This is a genomic window from Ochrobactrum sp. C6C9, from assembly GCF_022627935.1.
GTDB classification, from domain to species: Bacteria; Pseudomonadota; Alphaproteobacteria; order Rhizobiales; family Rhizobiaceae; genus Brucella; species Brucella teleogrylli.
The window spans coordinates 20,361-38,004 of sequence record NZ_JABXGB010000011.1 but is presented as its reverse complement, the minus strand read 5'-3'; the positions used below and the strand labels follow the sequence as shown (position 1 = coordinate 38,004).

Below are 17,644 nucleotides of genomic sequence, written 5' to 3'. Positions count from 1 at the left end.
GCAACGGCGCGAGATATCAGTTTCCCGTGCCACCATTGGCATTTGAGGACGCGTTGCGGCGCACCCATTTGCGCCAGATGTAGATTTCGCTGCGCCGGCGGATACGACGAACCCGGTGAGAATCGTGAGAAAGCACGATCAGGCCAAGCGGAAGCATCCAAAAACCCAGCACAGGAAGAAAACCCAGTGCACCACCGGCCACCAGAGTGCCGCCCAACATGCGGCGCATCATCACCGATTGGGGAATCGGGATTCGCCGACCAAGAATCAAAATGACCTTGCGGGGCGCTTTGGGGTTCGTTTCTTCGTTCACTGGACCAGGTCTCTCCACAGCTGCTGCATATTTTTTACGTCTGAATGTCCCAGAGAATATAGGGTTTCGTGAGGCAGATGCAAAAAGTTGGAAAAAATACGATTTTGCCCTTTGCAAACCCGAAATCCTTTTGCTATACGCCACATCGCTGACGCAACGAGCACCTGTTCCCCGGTAGCTCAGTGGTAGAGCAACCGGCTGTTAACCGGTTGGTCGCTGGTTCGAATCCGGCCCGGGGAGCCACTTCAATTGCTGAAGTTGCTTAATATCTCAATCACTTGCACAAAACTAGTCAAGCATTGCATTAGCAATGGACTGTGACTGAACGGCGTTTTACCCGTTTCAGTTCAGGCAAATTTCTCCATCTTTAAATCGTCACGTGCAGAGCGCGAATCACTTCGCCGCAGTGGCACATTGGGCCGCAGAACCGTCATTGAATGCTGATGGCTTCAGGCAGGCGCAGGAGAGCGTTCAGTCGATTTTTCCGCAATCCCCAGTCCAGAGATGAATCACGAGCCAGCGGGCTGCGCTGGAGCCGCAGGGTGCCGTTGTGCGGAGAAGAGCAGGTCCGGTTTGAGATCCCCCATCCCGACATAGGGATTTGCGTGGTTTGCCAATATCCAAAGACTGATCGTGGCTGTGAGCACGTAGAGGATCAGGGCACGCCGCCCGGCAAGCGGTCGGTCGGCATGGACCGAAGCAATCGTGATGGCTGTCAGCAGGGTCAGGAAAAGGACGAGATACCACTTGGATTCGTCGATCGACGCGCTCGCCACCGCCAATCGCTCATTACGGGCATCCTGAAGTTCGTCAAAATCATTGACGAGTTGCGAGACAATCGGACCGGGCAGGCCCGAAAGCGCAATCTTTTGGACCATGGCGCGAATCTCCAGAATCGCGTGATCCACTTCCAATGTCGAAGCCGTGTTGTTCCGTCGTCCCCATTCATCGTCGACCACGATGGTGCGATAGTTGAGCACCGCAGTCTTTAGTTCCTCATCGTTGAGAACCAAGGGGTTAGCTGTATCCAGCAATCGGTGGATGGCAGAGCGCTCCTTGCTCACCGAAAAATCGGCGCGAGAATTGAGCGACCATGCGTCGGCAGCGACAAAGCCAATGGAAAGCGCCCATGCGGTTGCAATCGTTCCGAGAAAGGCTGGTGCAGGTATGGAAAAAATATCGTGTTTGGCGTGCACATTGAGATATCGTAGCGCGCAATAGCCTATAGCGAATAGTATAAGAGCAAAAGCTATGAAAAACAAAAAGACGGCATAGGTGGGAAATTCTAGAAACGTCGCGAGCATTGTTTATGTCTCCACCTAACCCCTGAATAGTGGGGGGCAATAATAACTGCTCGTCCGGCTCTGGCAATCGAGAGCGCAAACAATAAACAGAAAGGTCGGCCCGTAAACAACGCCGACGCGGAACCTCCGGGGAGGGAGTTTTGATGATTTATCCTGTGCATGACAGTCATGGTAATCGCATCGGCACCATCATGCCTGAAGACAGCGAAAACCCCGAGGAACGCTGGATCGCCTACGCGCTGCACAATCAGCGAATGGCCTTCGGCAGCTGGCAGGCAGCACGGGACTGGATTGAAAGAAAAGCCGCAGATGAGGGCGCGCGATAAGCCACTTCCGAAAGATGTTCCGCGTGCTTCTTTTCGGTTAACCTAATTTAGCGGTTTCATGTGCATTTAAAACTGACATAGCTATACTTTTTTTGAAAAGGAACTGTCACGCTTGGGAGAATATTGATGCTACGGATTGCAGCTGTTGGTCTTGCTTCGCTTTTTCTTTGTCTGCCTGCGACGGCGGCCTCTAAAAAATGCGCCAATGCGCAAGATCAGGCCACGATGACCCAATGCGCTGGCGATGATTTTTCTGCTGCCGACAAGAAGCTCAACGGCAACTTCAGGGAAATCCAGAAGCGTCTTGCCGATGACGCAGATGGAAAGGCGCGGTTTGTCAAAGCCCAGCGCGCATGGATTGCATTCAGAGATGCCGAATGCGGTTTCAATGCGGGCAATTCTTCCGGTGGCAGCATCTATCCGATGCTTGTTGCCAGCTGCAAAACCGACCTGACCGAGCAGCGCAATAAGCAACTGCGGACTTATCTAAGCTGCGAAGAGGGTGATCTCAGTTGTCCGGTTCCGGCTAATTGATTCTTTGCTTCCGAATCGCAGCGCCATATTTCGGGCTGCAACGGGGCGCAAACTCCCGATCGGAAGAACAGGCGGAACTATAAACGATCATATGCCTGTCTTCCGAACCAAGGAGGATATGCCGTGAAAACGATGCTTCTAGCGATCGGATTGGTCGCGCTATCGACGGCTGGCGCGTTTGCAGCCGAACCTGCCAAGATGATGGATAGCCAGTCCGGCAAAATACTGACCACGCCGAAGGGCATGACGCTCTATACGTTTGACAAGGACGAAGGCGGTAAATCGTCCTGCGATGCCAAATGCCTGAAGATGTGGCCTGCATTTCATGCCGACAAAGGCGCAAAATCGGACGGCGACTTTTCTGTCGTCAAAGCCACGGACGGCAAGGATATGTGGGCTTACAAGGGAATGCCGCTTTATCGTTACCACGACGACATGAAGATGGGTGACGTTAAAGGCGACGGCAAGGGCGGCGTCTGGCACGTCGTCAAATGAAAGAGGGCGCTACGGCGCCCTTTTCGCTTCTAATCGTCATGAAATCATCCGCGTATGGTGACGGCGTAAAGCAAAGCCAGAAAATTGACGAGCATGAAGCCTGTTCCCATATAGGGCAAGGCCTTTGCAAAAAAGAACTGCAGCTTGGCCATAAATCATCTCCGCAATTGAACGATTGCGGCACTCTACGAGCCATTTCAATCCAGGATTCGGCAGCGAGGTTTCCAGCTGTTGCAATTTGTAACGTCAGATTGCCGACGAGGGATCAATTTCCGGTCGGCGCTGTCGCGCCGGAAACACCCTTGTCGGGAACCGGCGGTTTGTTACCGTCCGGATTGGTCACCATGGTCAAAGCCGCTAATGCCAGCAGAATGGGGGCGGCCAGCATGGCCACGCGCAAAACGAAGCAAGCCGCGTGCTTCACTCGTCTCCATGTCGGCGCTTGTCTCATGGCCTTATTGTTGCACAGCCTGTCCTTTCCAATGCGTTAACAGATCGTAATGTTCTAAAATTCCCCAATCACACTGGCCGCAGGCGTTCATTCGTAGGCCAAGAGAAAACACCAAGGATTTTTTACACAAAGGGCTCGAATCGCTTGACGAAGTGGGCAGGGATCAATATTGGAACTGCGCAGAGCCGAACCAATTGATTTGGAAACGCTCTCAGGAAGGCCTCGTGGCGGAGTGGTTACGCAGAGGACTGCAAATCCTTGCACCCCGGTTCGATTCCGGGCGAGGCCTCCATCTCTTTCTCAAAATCACTGTAAGCGGTTGATATCCAAGGTTTTATTTTCTTGGGTGTGGCAATCTATTCACACGGTGTTCTGCCGCACTTTGATCGGGTGTGGCAAACCATGCCGTCTTTTGGCTCTCAGCCTCCGCAATATGTTCGCCCCGGCTTAGTAACTGACTGAAATTTCAATACTGTGGAGGGCGTCTAGATGCCGAAATACGGCATGTGCCGTATATCATCGAGGCCAAATCTGGCGTTTTCTAAACGCCGGATTGTGCGTCAACGCCCGCATGATCTCATCGTATATCGGCGTCAGCTGGCGGGGCCAGCAAAGGAGGAACGATGAAGACCATAGCTTTGTTAGCCGTTGGTGCATTCATGATGGCAGGAACTGCATTTGCGACCGCGCCAACGAACGGAAACCTGGATACCCAGACGGTAAAGTCCGATAAATCTACCGGGGTCATTGTCGCGGGCGGCAAGAACAGGAGCGGATTTACGACCAGTTCGGGATCGGGTTTCAGCGGTGGACGGACCATTTTCGGCGGTTGAATGATTTGCCCCGTTTAGGCGGGGCAGACGCTCACATGTGCTCTCCCGCAAGAGAGTTCTGCCTTAATGCTTATGCCTGCAGATAGTGTATCAAAACGAAATCCGGCGTTCGCAGTACAAACGGCTCTTTGAACGGCCACGGCACCAATGTGTCAGGTGACGTCATCCTGGGCTATGATGCCGCCTTCGCCTTCGAGGATCGCTATGCGTTTGGCTTCGGAGGCGGTGAATTTCAAGCGAACGCCAACTCCGCGTTCATCTTCCGGGATAAAAACTGCGCCGAGATCTTCCAACGCGCTTTGTAGCTGATTGATCGTTTCAGCGGACGGCTTGTCGATCTTCCGCTCAAAATCTTCGATAACCGATGCATCCACCTTGGATAGTTTGGCGAGGTTATCGCGTGAAATCTCAACGAGCGCGCGGCCTGCTCGACACAATGGGCCTGTCAGCATTTTTAACCTCCATGTTTTAGCTGCGGGAATTGAACCGTGAGTCTAAAGCGGAAACAAGTCGGATAACGCGGTGAATTCCCGTCAGGCCGCCAATCACTCAGTCGTGGTCGTCATGATCGCGGTCGGATGGTGTCTGCGTGCGGGCGAGATTACCTTTTGAGAAAGTATAGCCGGTCTCAACTGCATTCAGCCCGAACTTGTTGCGCAGGCGATCAATCGCGGTTTCGGCGACAGCACGCTTTGTGGCCTGCGTATCGACCAGATCTGGCGGGTCAGCCCGGTCGCTTGAGGATAGCTCGCCGACACCGATTCCAAGCAGCCGGAATTTGGTGCCATCCAGCTCCTTTTCCAGAAGCTGCAATCCATGCCGGAAAATGCGGTCAGCCAGCTGGGTCGGGTCCGAAAGCTGGCGATTGCGGGTGCGTAGCTTGAAGTCCTGCGTCTTGAGCTTGAGGACGACAGTGCGCCCGGCAATTTCGCCTGCTTTGAGCCGTCGCGATACTTTTTCTGCAAGCGCACGCAAAACAGGAACCAGATCGGCCGCAGTGGAAAGATCGGTGCTGAAGGTCGTTTCCGCCGAAACGCTTTTCATATCATGTTCCGGCTCTACCCGTCGGCTGTCCTGCCCCCGCGACAGGCGATAGAGACGCTGGCCCATGGTGCCATAGGCCTTCATCAGCCCGCCTTCATCCATCGTCTGGAGCTGGCCTATGCTGCGGATGCCGTCGCTTTGCAGCTTGGCCGCAAATGCTTTGCCGACGCCCCAGATCATGCTCACCGGCTTATCGCGCAGAAAATCGAGCGCCTCGGCTTCTCCAATAACGGAAAACCCGCGCGGCTTTTCCAGATCGGAGGCCACCTTGGCGAGATATTTGCAATAGGACAGGCCGATGGATGCGCTGATTCCAATCTCGCTTTCCACGCGCTTGGAAAAGCGTGCGAGAACCAAGGCGGGCGGCGCCTTGTGCAGCCGTTCTGTACCGCTGAGATCGAGAAACGCTTCGTCAATGGAAAGCGGCTCAACCAATGGGGTGAGATCACGCATCAGCTGGCGCACTTCGCGCCCCACGCGGGCATATTTCTCCATATTAGGCTTGATAACGACCGCCTCGGGACAGGCTTCCAGCGCCTTGAACATCGGCATCGCCGAACGCACACCATGAATACGGGCGAGGTAACACGCTGTCGAAACGACGCCGCGCTTGCCGCCGCCGATGATGAGCGGCTTGTCGCGCAATTCAGGATTATCGCGCTTTTCAACAGAAGCGTAGAAGGCGTCGCAATCGATATGCGCCAGCGTCAGCTTGTACAATTCCGGATGTCGCACCAGGCGCGGGCTGCCGCAGGAATAACACCGGCGCACCGAAGCACTCTTCTGTAGCGACAGGCAGTCGCGACATAAGCCTTGCTCCGAACTGTTTCCGGCGAAATTCTCAACCATCGTCCACATGCGCAGCTTCGTCGTCTGGCCCAGCTTCGACTCGATGAAGCCTGCTCAAACGAACATAAAAGGAACATGCTTTGTATATCACCAATCCCGCGCCACGCCACTGGCAGAGGCGCGCGCAACCGTCATGCTCTTGACATTGGCAGCGATATCACCAAGTTTAGTGTTATGAACAACCGTTTCGCCGCCATACTCCATCGGGTTCAACCGATCGCGGGATAAAGGCCCTCGAGTCCTGCCTAGCGCAGAAGGACTCCGGGGGATGGTTCGTCGCTTGCCTCAAGCGAATTCGACAAGCGCTTTCATGAAAACATCCCAATAATCCGCTTCGAGCCATCATGCTCGGAGATATTTATCTTTTATAACAGTGAGCTATCGCCATGAGCGTCAAGAATCGCAAGAAGCCCAATATTGTCGTCAGCGACGTCGATTACGAGCGCCTGATGGGGCTGGCCAACAGCGTCGCCGAGCAGCACGAGGAAATCGCCGACGAGCTGATGGCCGAACTTGACCGCGCCAAGGTCGTGCCTGCCAAGCGGCTGCCGCAAAATGTGGTGCATATGGGTTCGGTGGTCGAATTCCGTTCCAATGACGGACATGAGCGCCGCGTGACGCTGGTTTATCCGGGCGAGGCGGACATTGCACAGGGCAAGGTTTCGATTCTGACCCCGATTGGCACGGCATTGATCGGGCTTGCACCCGGCCAGTCGATTTCATGGACTGCACGCGACGGGCGGGCGCATGAGCTGAACGTTCTCAATGTGTCCGCGGCGGAAGAGGTCGTCACCGGGCCGAGCGCAGCCTGATTTCAGCGCAAAAACAGGGCGGTGTCGGTCGAATCAGTCGGCGCCGCTTTGCAAATGCTGGCCCGCACCGCCGGGCAAGAAAGACGCCGCTTTCTGGATGATAGCCGGGTCACGCCCGGTTTCTTCGCAAAAGCGCATCAGCGTTGGCTCGTGGCTTAAGAAAAACTGCAGCACACCGGCCAGAAAGCCCGGCTCACGCGCTGCCTGACGGATGGACGAGGCTTCGATGCCCGTCAGCGCCAGAAAGCGCGGGAGTAAATCCTTGTCCTGCGCAAGCCAGGCCAAAGCTTCAATGGCGAGACCCTGCGCTTCTGTTTCGTTCATAAGCGTTTTCATCGTCACCTCCATTTCAGCCGATCCATGCAGCCGCCACGCGGGCCTGCAATTGTTTTCATATAAGATGCAGGTCCTTGTAGCGACAACGGAATTATTTGCCTTTCGTCAATGAAATGAGGTTAAATCATAGAGTGGACCGAGGGGAATGTCGGTGCACACACTGTTTGGTGTCAGCCAATGCCAGTAGATGAATGAATAATCGGGCCGGGCAGTTGCCCCAGGGAAGTTTCGATGACGAAAAGCGTAATGATCGTCGAAGACAACGAATTGAATATGAAGTTGTTTCGCGATCTTATCGAAGCCAGCGGATACGAAACGATCCGGACACGAAACGGTCTAGAGGCGCTTGATCTCGCACGCGAACACCGGCCAGATCTCATTCTCATGGATATTCAGCTTCCGGAAGTCTCAGGTCTGGAAGTGACCAAGTGGCTGAAAGACGATGAAGAACTGCGCCATATTCCGGTGATCGCGGTCACGGCTTTCGCCATGAAAGGCGACGAGGAACGCATCCGGCAGGGCGGATGCGAGGCCTATATATCCAAGCCAATTTCTGTTCCAAGATTTATAGAAACGATAAAGTCTTATCTGGGCGACGCTTAGGCTCGACCAGGCGAGGGGGATCATGACTGCCAGAATTCTCGTCGTCGATGATGTGGCTTCCAATGTGAAGCTTCTGGAGGCAAGGCTGCTTGCTGAGTATTACGAAGTTGTCAGCGCTTATAACGGATCAGATGCTTTCGAAATCTGCTTAGGCGGGCAGATTGACGTTGTCCTGCTGGATGTTCTCATGCCGGGCATGGATGGCTTCGAAGTTTGCCGCAAGCTGAAGGACGACCCGCGCACCTCCAATATTCCTGTGGTCATGGTGACGTCGCTTGACCGCCCGGAAGACAAGATTCGTGGGTTGGAGGCGGGTGCAGATGATTTTCTCTCCAAGCCGGTCAATGATCTCCATCTGATGTCGCGCGTGAAAAGCCTCGCCCGCCTGAAGCTGGTCTCGGACGAACTGTTCCAGCGCAGCAACAGCGTGGCCGATGCCGAGGTGGAGGCGCTGCTTTCAGCCAAGGTTTCTGGTTCCGGTCCGAACTTGCAGGATGCCGCCCGCATCCTCGTTGTGGACGAGGATGAAACGGCGGCAGCACGGCTGCGCGTTATTTTGGGCGAAACCTATCGGGTCGATATCGCCACAGACGCCAATGCTGCTCTCATCAAGGCCATCGAGGCGGATTATGACAGCATCGTCGTTTCGGCGGCTTTCACCTATTACGACCCGCTGCGCCTCTGCTCCCAATTGCGCACCATCGAGCGTACCCGACTGGTGCCGATCATCCTGATTGTGCGGGAAGACGAAGGCGCGCTTGTTGTTCGCGCGCTGGAGCTTGGCGTTAACGATTATCTGATGCGCCCGCTGGAAAAGCTGGAACTTTTTGCGCGGCTGCGCACGCAGATCAAGCGCAAGTGCTACAATGATCTGCTGCGGCAGAGCCTGAACCGCTCGATCACCATGGCGGTAACGGACGATCTCACGGGGCTGCACAACCGCCGCTATCTCGATACGCATATGCCGGTGCTCTATAGCCGCGCCACGGGCCGGGAGCGCCCGCTGACGGTCATCATGATCGACTTCGACTATTTCAAGCGCGTCAACGACCAGTACGGGCATGATGCTGGCGACGATGTCCTGCGCGAATTCGCATCGCGCCTGCGCAAGAATATCCGCGGTATGGACCTGATGTGTCGCTATGGTGGCGAGGAGTTCATCGTCGTGCTGCCGGATACGGATTTGCAGGCTGGTGCAGCCGTTGCAGAGCGTATCCGCACCTCTGTGGAGGCAGTGCCTTTCTCGGTCGCTAGCGGGCGCCACAAGGTCAATATGACGATCAGTGTCGGTCTGGCTGGCTTGCGCCTGATCGGCGACAGCGTGGAAGCGCTGTTCGACAGAACTGATGCTGCGCTTTATCTTGCCAAGAAGAATGGTCGGAATCGCGTTGTCGCTTCGGCTGCCTGAATGTTTTGATAAACAGCAGATCAAAAACAAAAAGCCGTCTCGTGAGAGACGGCTTTTTTGATTCCGGTCACCGCATGGGCAACGCGGGAAACGAATTACTTGATCTTCGTTTCCTTGAACTCGACGTGCTTGCGCGCAATCGGGTCGTACTTGGTCTTTGTCATCTTTTCCGTCATCGTGCGGCTGTTCTTCTTCGTAACGTAGAAGAAGCCGGTGTCAGCGGTCGACAAAAGCTTGATCTTGATCGTCGTAGCCTTGGCCATATCGAAATACCTGCTCTTTAACTTTGCCGGAGCATCACCTTTTCGGAAACCGGACCCGCTTATCGGGCTCCCATTCTCCGGGGTCATACTCTATGGATGGTAACCGCCAGCGATTCCGGCAATTCACCCGGCAGCGGAAATTCGCCGCATAACTACGGATTGGGGCCGAAAAGTCAAGTCCGCTTCTTTCTGAAAAGCAGTCTTCCTGCTGCAAAGATCGCATATGCGGCAAAAAATACCCCAAGCGTCCACGAAAAACCTGCCGGGCCGAAAGCATCCATGCCGACACCCACGGCCTGCGGGCCTGCCAGCATGCCAATTGCATAGCAGAACACGAAGGCGGCATTGGCCGACGCCAGTTCGCGGCCTGTGAGTTCGGAACCAAGATGCGCAAGACCGACCGTGTAGAGACCAGCCACCACGCCACCCCACAGGAACAGCACGCCCGCCATCAGATACCAGTGTTGCATCAGATAGGGCAGCGCGATCATGCCGATGAGGCCTGTGACTGCGCAGAACAGCAGAAGCTTGCGGCGGTCGGGAATCTTGTCGCTGATGATGCCAAGCGGAATTTGCAGCAGCACATTGCCGAGACCGATCATCGTCAGCAACAACGCAGCATCCGCTTCCGGATAGCCAATGCGCGCGCCAAAGACCGGGAAAAGCGCGAAGCCGCCTGTTTCCACGGCACCAAAGACGAAGACCGCCATGGTCGCGGTTGGCACGGCGAAGATAAACGGCAGGAAGGGAACATGTTCACCTTCCTCGAAATCCGGGCTGTCGCGCCAGGCAATTGTCACCGGGATGAGCGCAATCATGATGATTGCGAATCCAACGAAGAATGGTAGGCCACCGGCGCTGCCGATCTTTGAGAAAAGCCATGGTCCGAGCGCGAAACCGAGCGAGAGCGACGTGGAATAGATCCCAAGCACCAGTCCGCGTTTTTCAGGTGGTGCTGATGCATTGATCCAATATTCTGACAGGACGAACAGCACCGTCAGCGCGAAATGCAGCACGATGCGCAACGCGAACCATGCCCAGAGCGGCTGGAAAAAATGAAAGCCGAGGAAGGCAATACCGCCGATGACGAGCATCAGAAAGATGGCTCTGACCACGCCGAGCTTCGCCGCAATCGGAGCGGCGAGGGGGGCGGCGGCAATCGAGGCAAGCCCGGCAACAGCGGTATTGGCGCCGATAAGGCTTGCCGAATGACCGCGGGCTTCCAGCAGCACGCTCAAAAGCGGAATGCCCAGCCCGATAGCTGCACCCACTGCGCTGATGGTCGCAATGGCCGCAGCAAGCGAACGCCAGTGCATCTGGCCTTCCTGCGGAAGAGCGCCGTTCACGCCTTCCGTGCTTGTTTTGGCAGAAGCACGGTCGGTTGCTGGAATTTCTGTATTCATCAGGTCAGATCACTTCACGGACAAAGCGGCCGTGCCGCACACGGTATTGCACCACCGGAAGGGCGGCAGGCAAATCAAGGCGTGTTTCAGACAGTAGATTTTGTGCTTCCTCCAGGATGATCTGGGTAATGCGAGCGAGATCGAGTTTGCCCACATCATCGATCGATACCCAGTCGAGATTTTCCAGCTCGCCGCTCGGTGCGAGCTTTTGTTTGCCGAATTCCGGCAGGCTGTCGCAAAATGCGATGAAGAAGCGTGTATCGAATCGACGGACATGTTCCGGCGGGGTCACGGCACGCGCAAAATAGCGCAGGCTGGACAAAGCGGGCAGAGCACCCTGACCGAGAAAGGCCCGCCAGTCCTGATGATTAGCCGGGAGGCCAAACGGCGGTTCGGCGGAAGACTCGGCGTTGACCGGATGCGCTACACGCAGCCCGGTTTCCTCGAATGTTTCGCGGATGGCGCAGAGGCCAAGCGCGCGGGCGCGACGCATCGACGGGCGGGAACCCATGCCATTCAGAAGTTTCAAGGTGTCGTCGTGGCTGAGTTCGCTCGAAGCTGAAATCGCGCCGTCAATTGAATCGGCACGTCCGCCTGGAAACACGAATTTTCCCGGCATGAAGGCAAGGCTGTGATGGCGCTTGCCCATCAGCACGCGGGGCTTGCCGGATGAACGGTCGATCAAAAGCAGTGAGGCTGCGTCGCGCGGGCGCAGCACCTTCTTCTTCTGTTCAGCCAAGGGCGTGGAAACTGTCACGGTCATGATAGCCGGATCAGGTCACGTCGCCGTAGTCGCCTTCGCCCTTGCCCCCGAAACCATGCATGTAAAGCGCCCATTGCAGGCCGATGGTTGCCCCTTTGAGCGGCTGGAGCAGCATGAGCGACAAAATGACCGTCAGCGGTCCCCAGATCGCCATATGCGCCCACAGCGAAAGGTTGGTCGTGGCTTCCACGCCCATGAAAGCGCCGACCACGATGTGACCGACAACCAGAATCGTCAGATAGGCCGGAAGGTCATCAGCACGCTGTTCGGTATAATCCTCGTTACAGACGGAACATTTGGCGACCGGCTTGACGAAAGCGCGGAAAAGCTTGCCTTCGCCGCAATGCGGACAGCGGCAGCGGAAACCGCGCCACATGGCCTCGCCAAGCGGGCGCTTGGGATGGGCTTTTCTGCTGGTTTCGCCACCGAAAACCTGAATGTTCTGCGCGGAATTGGCCTCAAGCGTGCTCATTACCGACCTCTCTTCTTGTGACGCGGGATGCCCGAAGGCTTGCCCTTTCGTCCGCGCATCGTCCGGGTTGCCTTGTGATGCGAGCGCGTCGACATCGGCAGGGGATGCGGTTCCGATACCATCTCAAAACGAAGCGCGCCCGCAACGGGGAGCGCCTCAACCAGCCTGACCGTGACAGTATCACCGAGGCGGAAGCCTTTTCCGCTTCTTTCTCCGGCAATCGCATGGTTGGCTTCGTCATATAAATAGTATTCATGACCCAAAGTTGAAATGGGCACCAGTCCATCCGCGCCATATGTCGCAAGGTTCACGAAAAGACCGGCCCGGGTAACACCCGTCACGCGACCTTCATACTCGTCACCGAGATGTGAAGCGAGGAAATGCGCGATCAAACGATCCACGGTTTCACGCTCTGCCAGCATGGCGCGGCGCTCGGTTGAGGAAATCAGCGCGGAGATTTCCTCAAGGCGCGCTTCCTCATCGGTCGTTATTCCGTCCTTGCCAAGCCTCAGCGCCTTGATCAGCGCGCGATGCACGATCAGATCGGCATAACGGCGGATTGGTGAGGTGAAATGCGCATAGCGGCGCAGATGCAGCCCGAAATGCCCGATATTGTCAGGGCTGTATATGGCCTGGCTCTGCGTGCGCAGCACGACCTGATTGACCAGTTCCTGATGATCGGTGTCCTCGACAGCCACCAGAATACGGTTGAACTGCGATGGTTGCAGCGGCCCGCCCTTGGCGAGATTGAGGTCGAGCGTGCGCAGAAATTCGCGCAGGCTTTCCTGCTTGGCAAGCGCCGGCTCGTCGTGGATGCGGAAGATCAATGGCTGACGATGATCTTCCAGTGTTTCAGCTGCCGCGACATTGGCCTGAATCATGAACTCTTCGATGAGTTTGTGCGCATCGAGACGTTCCGGCACGATCACCTTGTCCACCTTGCCATCCGGCGTCAGCAGGATTTTCTTTTCAGGGAGATCGAGTTCCAGCGGCTCGCGGGCGTCCCGCCCGCGCTTCAACACCGCATAAGCTGCCCAAAGCGGCTTCAGCACACTATCGAGGATCGGTGCCGTCTTGTCATCTGTCGCGCCGTCAATGGCGGCTTGAGCCTGACCATAGGCAAGCTTGGCGGCAGAGCGCATCATGATGCGGTGAAACTTGTGCGATTTCTTTCTGCCGTCAGCGGCAAAGACCATCCGCACAGCCAAGGCCGGGCGGTCTTCCAGCTCGCGCAGCGAACAGAGATTGTTCGATATGCGCTCCGGCAGCATCGGCACAACCCGGTCCGGGAAATAGACGGAATTGCCGCGCTTCAAAGCTTCCCGGTCCAGCGCCGAACCGGGGCGTATATAGGCCGCCACATCGGCAATCGCCACGATAACGATCTGGCCACCGGGGTTTTCCGGGTCGGTATCCGGCTCCGCATAGACGGCGTCGTCATGGTCCTTGGCGTCGGCCGGGTCGATGGTGAGAAGCGGAACCGCGCGCCAGTCTTCGCGGCCATCGAGCGTCGCGGGCTTGGCATCTTCGGATTCGCGGATCACTTCATCCGGGAACACATGCGGAATTTCATGTTCGTGGATGGCGATCATCGACAGCGCCTTTTCGCTATCGATAGAACCAACCACCTGTCGGACCTTGCCACGCGGCAGCCCCTGACGGCGCGACGAGATCAGTTCGACTTCCACCAAATCGCCGCTTTCGGCATTTTCCAGTTGGGCAGGGTCAAGCTGCACTTCCGCCTGCTTGCGATCCACAGGCTCCAGCCGCCACTCGCCATTGCCAAGCTTGCGTACAACGCCCAGCACCGCATCGGTGCGGTGTTCGAGCCGCTTCATCACGCGCGCGGTATAGTCCGGTCCGTCGCGGTCCTCATTGCGGAAAATCTTCGCGAGAACGCGGTCACCGACACCGACCGCCGGACCGCCTTCGGACGCCTTGTTAAGCCGCGTGCGGCGCACCAGCACCACGGGCGGCTTGCCATAGGCGGCCTCGTCCCATTCGGCTGGACGGGCCAGCAACCCGCCATCCTCGTCGCGTCCCGTGACATCCAGTACGGTGACGCTTGGCAATGAGCCGGGACGTGAAAGCTTGCGTGCACGCTTTTCGACAAGACCGTCATCGGCCAGTTCGCGCAACAGGTCTTTCAGATAGACCCGTGCATCGCCCTTGATATTGAACGCCTTGGCAAGTTCACGCTTTCCAGCGCGATCAGGATTTTCCTCAATATATTTGAGGACTTCCTCACGCGTCGGCAGAAAGGCATGCGGATCACCCGCATGCGCCTCTGATTTCGCCTGTGCTGCACGCCGTTCGGTCCGTGCGGATCGACCGGAATCGGGTTTGGGAAAACGACGTGCCAATTGTTACTCCTCTGCCGCTGCGGCCTTCTTAGCCTTCGGAGCGGCTTTTGCCTTTGCGGGCGCTTTCCTTGCTGTCGGCTTTTTGGCTGCGGCTTTCTTTTCCGTACTGGCGGCAGATTTGCGGGCAGGGGCTTTCTTGCCCTTGGTCGAGCCAGCCTTTTCGGTGATCAGCGCCAGCGCTTCTTCCAGCGTGACACTTGCCGGGTCCTTGCCCTTCGGCAAAGTCGCATTGACCTTGCCCCAGTTCACATAAGGACCATAGCGTCCGTCGCGCACCGTGATCGACCCGCCATCCGGATGGTCGCCAAGCGTTGCCAGCGCCGCAGGTGTCGAACGCCCGCGACCGCCCTTCGACTGCTTGTCTGCCAGCACCGAAACGGCGCGGTTGAGACCAACCGAGAACACCTCCTCGGCATTTTCCAGATTGGCGAATGTGCCGTCATGGCTGACATAAGGCCCATAACGCCCGATGCCCGCTGAAATCATCTTGCCGGTTTCCGGATGCTGGCCCACATCGCGTGGTAGCGACAGCAGGGCCACAGCCTTTTCATGGTCGACCGTATCCAGCGTCCAGCCTTTCGGCAGGCTGGCGCGCTTGGCTTCCTTGCCTTCGCCGCGCTGGATATAGGGACCAAACCGGCCTGTCCGTGCAGTGATTTCCTCACCCGTAAACGGATCCTTGCCGAGCGACTTCGGTTCGTCGGCTGCTGCTGCCTCGCCATTGGCTTCGCCACCGAGCTGGCGGGTGAATTTGCACTCGGGATAGTTGGAGCAGCCGACAAACGCGCCATACTTGCCAAGTTTCAGCGACAGCACGCCGGTGCCGCAGGTCGGGCACGAACGCGGATCGCTGCCGTCTTCGCGAGCGGGGAAAGCCAGCGGCGCCAGTTCCTCATTCAGCGCATCAAGAACATTGGTAACGCGCAGTTCCTTGATGTCATCGACCGAGCCGGAGAAATCGCGCCAGAAGTCACGCAGCACATCTTTCCAGGAAAGCTTGCCATCGGAAATGAGATCGAGCTTCTCTTCAAGGCTCGCCGTGAAATCATATTCGACATAGCGATCAAAGAAGCTTTCAAGGAAAGCCGTGACCAGACGGCCCTTCGGTTCCGGGATCAGCTTGCGCTTGTCCATGCTGATATATTCGCGGTCGCGCAGCGTGGCGAGCGTGGCGGCATAGGTCGAAGGACGACCGATGCCCAGCTCTTCCATCTTCTTGATCAGCGAGGCTTCCGAATAACGCGGCGGTGGTTCGGTCGAATGCTGGGTGGCATCGATCTTTTCGCGTGCCAGCGCTTCGCCGCTGCGAATCTCCGGCAGCTTTGCGCTGTCCTCGTCGTCGTCCTCTTCCTCGCGATGATCCATATAGGCTGCAAGGAAGCCGTCAAACTTCGTCACCGAGCCATTGGCGCGCAGCATTGCCGAGCGCGAACCATTGACGGCTTCAATGTCAGCCGTGGTGCGCTCGATATCGGCGGCCTGCATCTGGCTGGCGATAGCGCGCTTCCAGATCAGCTCATAAAGCCGCGCCTGATCTTCATCGAGATAACGGCGCACTTCCTTCGGATGACGCGAAAAATCGGTCGGACGAATGGCTTCGTGCGCTTCCTGCGCGTTCTTGGCCTTGCTGGAATAATAGCGCGGCTTTTCCGGCACATATTTTGCGCCGAATGTGTCGCCGATGGCCTGACGTGCGGCAGTGATCGCTTCCGGCGCCATCTGCACGCCGTCGGTACGCATATAGGTGATGAGACCGGCAGTCTCGCCGCCGATATCCACGCCTTCATAAAGGCGCTGCGCCACCTGCATGGTGCGCGACGCCGAGAAACCGAGCTGGCCGGAAGCGGCCTGCTGCAAGGTCGAAGTGGTGAAAGGTGGTCCGGGATTGCGCTTGGTCGGCTTGGCTTCGACCGAAATAGCCTTGAAGCTTGCGCCTTCCAGCATAGTGCGGATGCCAGTTGCCTGTTCGCCATTCTTGATGTCAAGCTTGCCGAGCTTTTTGCCGTCCACGGCGGTCAGCCGCGCTGTGAAGCTGTCACTGCGCGGCGTCTTCAAAAGAGCGGCAATGTTCCAGTATTCTTCGCGAATGAACCGCTCGATTTCCGACTCGCGGTCGGCAACGAGGCGCAGGGCGACGGACTGCACGCGGCCAGCCGAACGCGCGCCCGGCAGCTTGCGCCACAGAACCGGCGAAAGCGTGAAACCGAAGAGATAGTCGAGCGCACGACGCGCAAGATAGGCATCGACCAGCGGCTCGTCGATATCGCGCGGATTGGCGATGGCGTCGAGAACGGCCTTCTTGGTAATGGCGTTGAACGCGACGCGCTTGACCGTCTTGCCCTTCAGCGCCTTTTTCTGATTGAGCACTTCCAGCACGTGCCAGGAAATGGCTTCACCTTCGCGATCCGGATCGGTTGCGAGAATGAGGCCATCGCTGTCTTTCAGCGCCTTGACGATATCTGACAGTCGCTTGGAGGAATTGCCGTCCACTTCCCACGACATGGCAAAATCTTCGTCCGGACGCACCGAACCATCCTTGGCTGGCAAGTCTCGCACGTGACCAAACGATGCCAGAACCTTATAGTTCGAGCCCAGATACTTATTGATAGTTTTCGCCTTGGCAGGCGATTCGACAACAACGACGTTCATTTAAAACAGCCCAGATTCGCGCCCCGCAGAGGCGTTTTGCCTCCCAACCGCGTCATATTTGTTGCCTTCCACATGAACAGAGGGCGGCGTTTGGTCAAGAGTGCGAGACAAAAAATCGCGAAATACAACTATAAATAGTGATTGCTAGATATGTAACTTTTGGTAGATTTGGAGCCAAATATGGTCGGAGCGTTCATAATTTGCATAGTGATTTTCTAATAAAGCTACTTGCTTATTTGTTGGGGGCAGCATGAAGCAACGTCGTGAAGATAATCCTGAGACCCTCGTATATATAGAACAGATGCTGGGCGAACTTGGGAAACTGGCAAAGAAGACAGACAATCCCTTATTGGCTTACATGATTCAAATGGCTTCGGAAGAGGCGAAGGATCTGATTGAGGGGAAGCGAAATCATTAAAGGAA

Annotated in this window: 20 protein-coding genes and 2 tRNA genes; 10 read left to right on the top strand and 12 right to left on the bottom strand. The window is 56.5% G+C overall.

Going from position 1 to position 17,644, the window contains the following annotated elements:
• Positions 1-16: 16 nt before the first annotated feature.
• Positions 17-232 (bottom strand): hypothetical protein, encoded by a 216-nt coding sequence (locus HWD97_RS10765; protein WP_235858964.1) that lies wholly within the window; start codon positions 230-232, stop codon positions 17-19.
• Positions 233-481: 249 nt separating this feature from the next.
• Between HWD97_RS10765 and HWD97_RS10760 the strand changes: the two genes are divergently transcribed.
• Positions 482-556, top strand: a tRNA-Asn gene (locus HWD97_RS10760).
• Positions 557-822: 266 nt separating this feature from the next.
• Here the strand turns inward: HWD97_RS10760 and HWD97_RS10755 are convergent.
• Positions 823-1,509 carry a DUF4239 domain-containing protein gene (locus HWD97_RS10755; protein ID WP_235858958.1) on the bottom strand — a complete coding sequence of 229 codons (687 nt, stop codon included), beginning with the start codon at positions 1,507-1,509 and terminating at the stop codon, positions 823-825.
• 251 nt (positions 1,510-1,760) lie between these two features.
• On the opposite strand from HWD97_RS10755, the gene HWD97_RS10750 reads away from it, so the two are divergent.
• From HWD97_RS10750 to HWD97_RS10740, 3 genes are all read left to right on the top strand, one after another.
• Positions 1,761-1,943 carry a hypothetical protein gene (locus HWD97_RS10750; RefSeq protein WP_109367330.1) on the top strand — a complete coding sequence of 61 codons (183 nt, stop codon included), beginning with the start codon at positions 1,761-1,763 and terminating at the stop codon, positions 1,941-1,943.
• Positions 1,944-2,069: 126 nt separating this feature from the next.
• Positions 2,070-2,477, top strand: a complete 408-nt coding sequence (locus HWD97_RS10745; RefSeq protein WP_121538326.1) for a lysozyme inhibitor LprI family protein — start codon at positions 2,070-2,072, stop codon at positions 2,475-2,477.
• 123 nt (positions 2,478-2,600) lie between these two features.
• Complete coding sequence (locus HWD97_RS10740; protein ID WP_109367332.1) at positions 2,601-2,972, top strand: hypothetical protein; 372 nt, start codon at positions 2,601-2,603, stop codon at positions 2,970-2,972.
• A 265-nt stretch (positions 2,973-3,237) separates the two neighbouring features.
• On the opposite strand, the gene HWD97_RS10735 is transcribed toward HWD97_RS10740, so the two are convergent.
• Entirely contained in the window at positions 3,238-3,396 is a 159-nt protein-coding gene (locus HWD97_RS10735) for a hypothetical protein (protein ID WP_167836083.1), read from the bottom strand.
• Between the two features lie 245 nt (positions 3,397-3,641).
• Here HWD97_RS10735 and HWD97_RS10730 point away from each other — a divergent pair.
• Both HWD97_RS10730 and HWD97_RS10725 read left to right on the top strand, forming a co-directional pair.
• Positions 3,642-3,715, top strand: a tRNA-Cys gene (locus HWD97_RS10730).
• A gap of 331 nt (positions 3,716-4,046) precedes the next feature.
• Positions 4,047-4,256, top strand: a complete 210-nt coding sequence (locus HWD97_RS10725) for a hypothetical protein (protein WP_109367333.1) — start codon at positions 4,047-4,049, stop codon at positions 4,254-4,256.
• A 152-nt stretch (positions 4,257-4,408) separates the two neighbouring features.
• Here the strand turns inward: HWD97_RS10725 and HWD97_RS10720 are convergent, their stop codons facing one another.
• Positions 4,409-4,708, bottom strand: a complete 300-nt coding sequence (locus tag HWD97_RS10720; protein ID WP_109367334.1) for a hypothetical protein — start codon at positions 4,706-4,708, stop codon at positions 4,409-4,411.
• 97 nt (positions 4,709-4,805) lie between these two features.
• Positions 4,806-6,149 (bottom strand): DNA polymerase IV, encoded by a 1,344-nt coding sequence (locus HWD97_RS10715; protein WP_371835020.1) that lies wholly within the window; start codon positions 6,147-6,149, stop codon positions 4,806-4,808.
• A gap of 386 nt (positions 6,150-6,535) precedes the next feature.
• Between HWD97_RS10715 and rnk the strand changes: the two genes are divergently transcribed.
• On the top strand, positions 6,536-6,961 hold the full coding sequence (rnk, locus tag HWD97_RS10710) for a nucleoside diphosphate kinase regulator (RefSeq protein ID WP_109367335.1): 426 nt from the start codon (positions 6,536-6,538) through the stop codon (positions 6,959-6,961).
• A 33-nt stretch (positions 6,962-6,994) separates the two neighbouring features.
• On the opposite strand, the gene HWD97_RS10705 is transcribed toward rnk, so the two are convergent.
• Positions 6,995-7,297 carry a DUF3572 domain-containing protein gene (locus HWD97_RS10705; RefSeq protein WP_109367336.1) on the bottom strand — a complete coding sequence of 101 codons (303 nt, stop codon included), beginning with the start codon at positions 7,295-7,297 and terminating at the stop codon, positions 6,995-6,997.
• Positions 7,298-7,528: 231 nt separating this feature from the next.
• Between HWD97_RS10705 and HWD97_RS10700 the strand changes: the two genes are divergently transcribed.
• Positions 7,529-7,900, top strand: coding sequence for a response regulator (locus HWD97_RS10700; protein WP_007878616.1), 372 nt, complete (start codon positions 7,529-7,531; stop codon positions 7,898-7,900).
• Between the two features lie 22 nt (positions 7,901-7,922).
• On the top strand, positions 7,923-9,308 hold the full coding sequence (locus HWD97_RS10695; RefSeq protein WP_109367337.1) for a PleD family two-component system response regulator: 1,386 nt from the start codon (positions 7,923-7,925) through the stop codon (positions 9,306-9,308).
• Positions 9,309-9,403: 95 nt separating this feature from the next.
• Here HWD97_RS10695 and rpmG read toward each other — a convergent pair whose 3' ends face one another.
• The 6 genes from rpmG to topA form a co-directional block, all read right to left on the bottom strand.
• The gene (rpmG, locus tag HWD97_RS10690; RefSeq protein ID WP_002966024.1) at positions 9,404-9,571 is read right to left on the bottom strand and encodes a 50S ribosomal protein L33; all 168 of its coding nucleotides are present in this window, start codon (positions 9,569-9,571) and stop codon (positions 9,404-9,406) included.
• A gap of 173 nt (positions 9,572-9,744) precedes the next feature.
• Positions 9,745-10,887 carry an MFS transporter gene (locus tag HWD97_RS10685; protein WP_109367985.1) on the bottom strand — a complete coding sequence of 381 codons (1,143 nt, stop codon included), beginning with the start codon at positions 10,885-10,887 and terminating at the stop codon, positions 9,745-9,747.
• 91 nt (positions 10,888-10,978) lie between these two features.
• Positions 10,979-11,737 (bottom strand): NUDIX hydrolase, encoded by a 759-nt coding sequence (locus HWD97_RS10680; RefSeq protein ID WP_371835008.1) that lies wholly within the window; start codon positions 11,735-11,737, stop codon positions 10,979-10,981.
• A 10-nt stretch (positions 11,738-11,747) separates the two neighbouring features.
• The gene (locus HWD97_RS10675; RefSeq protein ID WP_109367339.1) at positions 11,748-12,209 is read right to left on the bottom strand and encodes a DUF983 domain-containing protein; all 462 of its coding nucleotides are present in this window, start codon (positions 12,207-12,209) and stop codon (positions 11,748-11,750) included.
• Complete coding sequence (gene rnr, locus HWD97_RS10670; RefSeq protein WP_109367340.1) at positions 12,209-14,572, bottom strand: ribonuclease R; 2,364 nt, start codon at positions 14,570-14,572, stop codon at positions 12,209-12,211. Before rnr ends, HWD97_RS10675 begins: the two co-directional genes overlap by 1 nt.
• Before the next feature lie 3 nt (positions 14,573-14,575).
• A complete protein-coding gene (gene topA / locus HWD97_RS10665) occupies positions 14,576-17,221 on the bottom strand; it encodes a type I DNA topoisomerase (RefSeq protein WP_121538330.1) in 2,646 nt (881 codons plus the stop codon).
• 250 nt (positions 17,222-17,471) lie between these two features.
• Between topA and HWD97_RS10660 the strand changes: the two genes are divergently transcribed.
• A complete protein-coding gene (locus HWD97_RS10660; RefSeq protein ID WP_167836084.1) occupies positions 17,472-17,639 on the top strand; it encodes a hypothetical protein in 168 nt (55 codons plus the stop codon).
• The last annotated feature ends 5 nt before the right edge of the window (positions 17,640-17,644 follow it).

Bases quoted from the DNA above. Each gene is read 5' to 3' on its own strand.
- rpmG (WP_002966024.1), bottom strand. From the start codon at position 9,571: ATGGCCAAGGCTACGACGATCAAGATCAAGCTTTTGTCGACCGCTGAC.
- HWD97_RS10750 (WP_109367330.1), top strand. From the start codon at position 1,761: ATGATTTATCCTGTGCATGACAGTCATGGTAATCGCATCGGCACCATC.
- HWD97_RS10705 (WP_109367336.1), bottom strand. From the start codon at position 7,297: ATGAAAACGCTTATGAACGAAACAGAAGCGCAGGGTCTCGCCATTGAA.
- HWD97_RS10675 (WP_109367339.1), bottom strand. From the start codon at position 12,209: ATGAGCACGCTTGAGGCCAATTCCGCGCAGAACATTCAGGTTTTCGGT.
- HWD97_RS10700 (WP_007878616.1), top strand. From the start codon at position 7,529: ATGACGAAAAGCGTAATGATCGTCGAAGACAACGAATTGAATATGAAG.
- HWD97_RS10720 (WP_109367334.1), bottom strand. From the start codon at position 4,708: ATGCTGACAGGCCCATTGTGTCGAGCAGGCCGCGCGCTCGTTGAGATT.
- topA (WP_121538330.1), bottom strand. From the start codon at position 17,221: ATGAACGTCGTTGTTGTCGAATCGCCTGCCAAGGCGAAAACTATCAAT.
- HWD97_RS10695 (WP_109367337.1), top strand. From the start codon at position 7,923: ATGACTGCCAGAATTCTCGTCGTCGATGATGTGGCTTCCAATGTGAAG.
- HWD97_RS10725 (WP_109367333.1), top strand. From the start codon at position 4,047: ATGAAGACCATAGCTTTGTTAGCCGTTGGTGCATTCATGATGGCAGGA.
- HWD97_RS10715 (WP_371835020.1), bottom strand. From the start codon at position 6,149: ATGGTTGAGAATTTCGCCGGAAACAGTTCGGAGCAAGGCTTATGTCGC.
- HWD97_RS10680 (WP_371835008.1), bottom strand. From the start codon at position 11,737: ATGACCGTGACAGTTTCCACGCCCTTGGCTGAACAGAAGAAGAAGGTG.
- HWD97_RS10685 (WP_109367985.1), bottom strand. From the start codon at position 10,887: ATGCACTGGCGTTCGCTTGCTGCGGCCATTGCGACCATCAGCGCAGTG.
- HWD97_RS10765 (WP_235858964.1), bottom strand. From the start codon at position 232: ATGATGCGCCGCATGTTGGGCGGCACTCTGGTGGCCGGTGGTGCACTG.
- HWD97_RS10660 (WP_167836084.1), top strand. From the start codon at position 17,472: ATGAAGCAACGTCGTGAAGATAATCCTGAGACCCTCGTATATATAGAA.
- HWD97_RS10745 (WP_121538326.1), top strand. From the start codon at position 2,070: ATGCTACGGATTGCAGCTGTTGGTCTTGCTTCGCTTTTTCTTTGTCTG.
- rnk (WP_109367335.1), top strand. From the start codon at position 6,536: ATGAGCGTCAAGAATCGCAAGAAGCCCAATATTGTCGTCAGCGACGTC.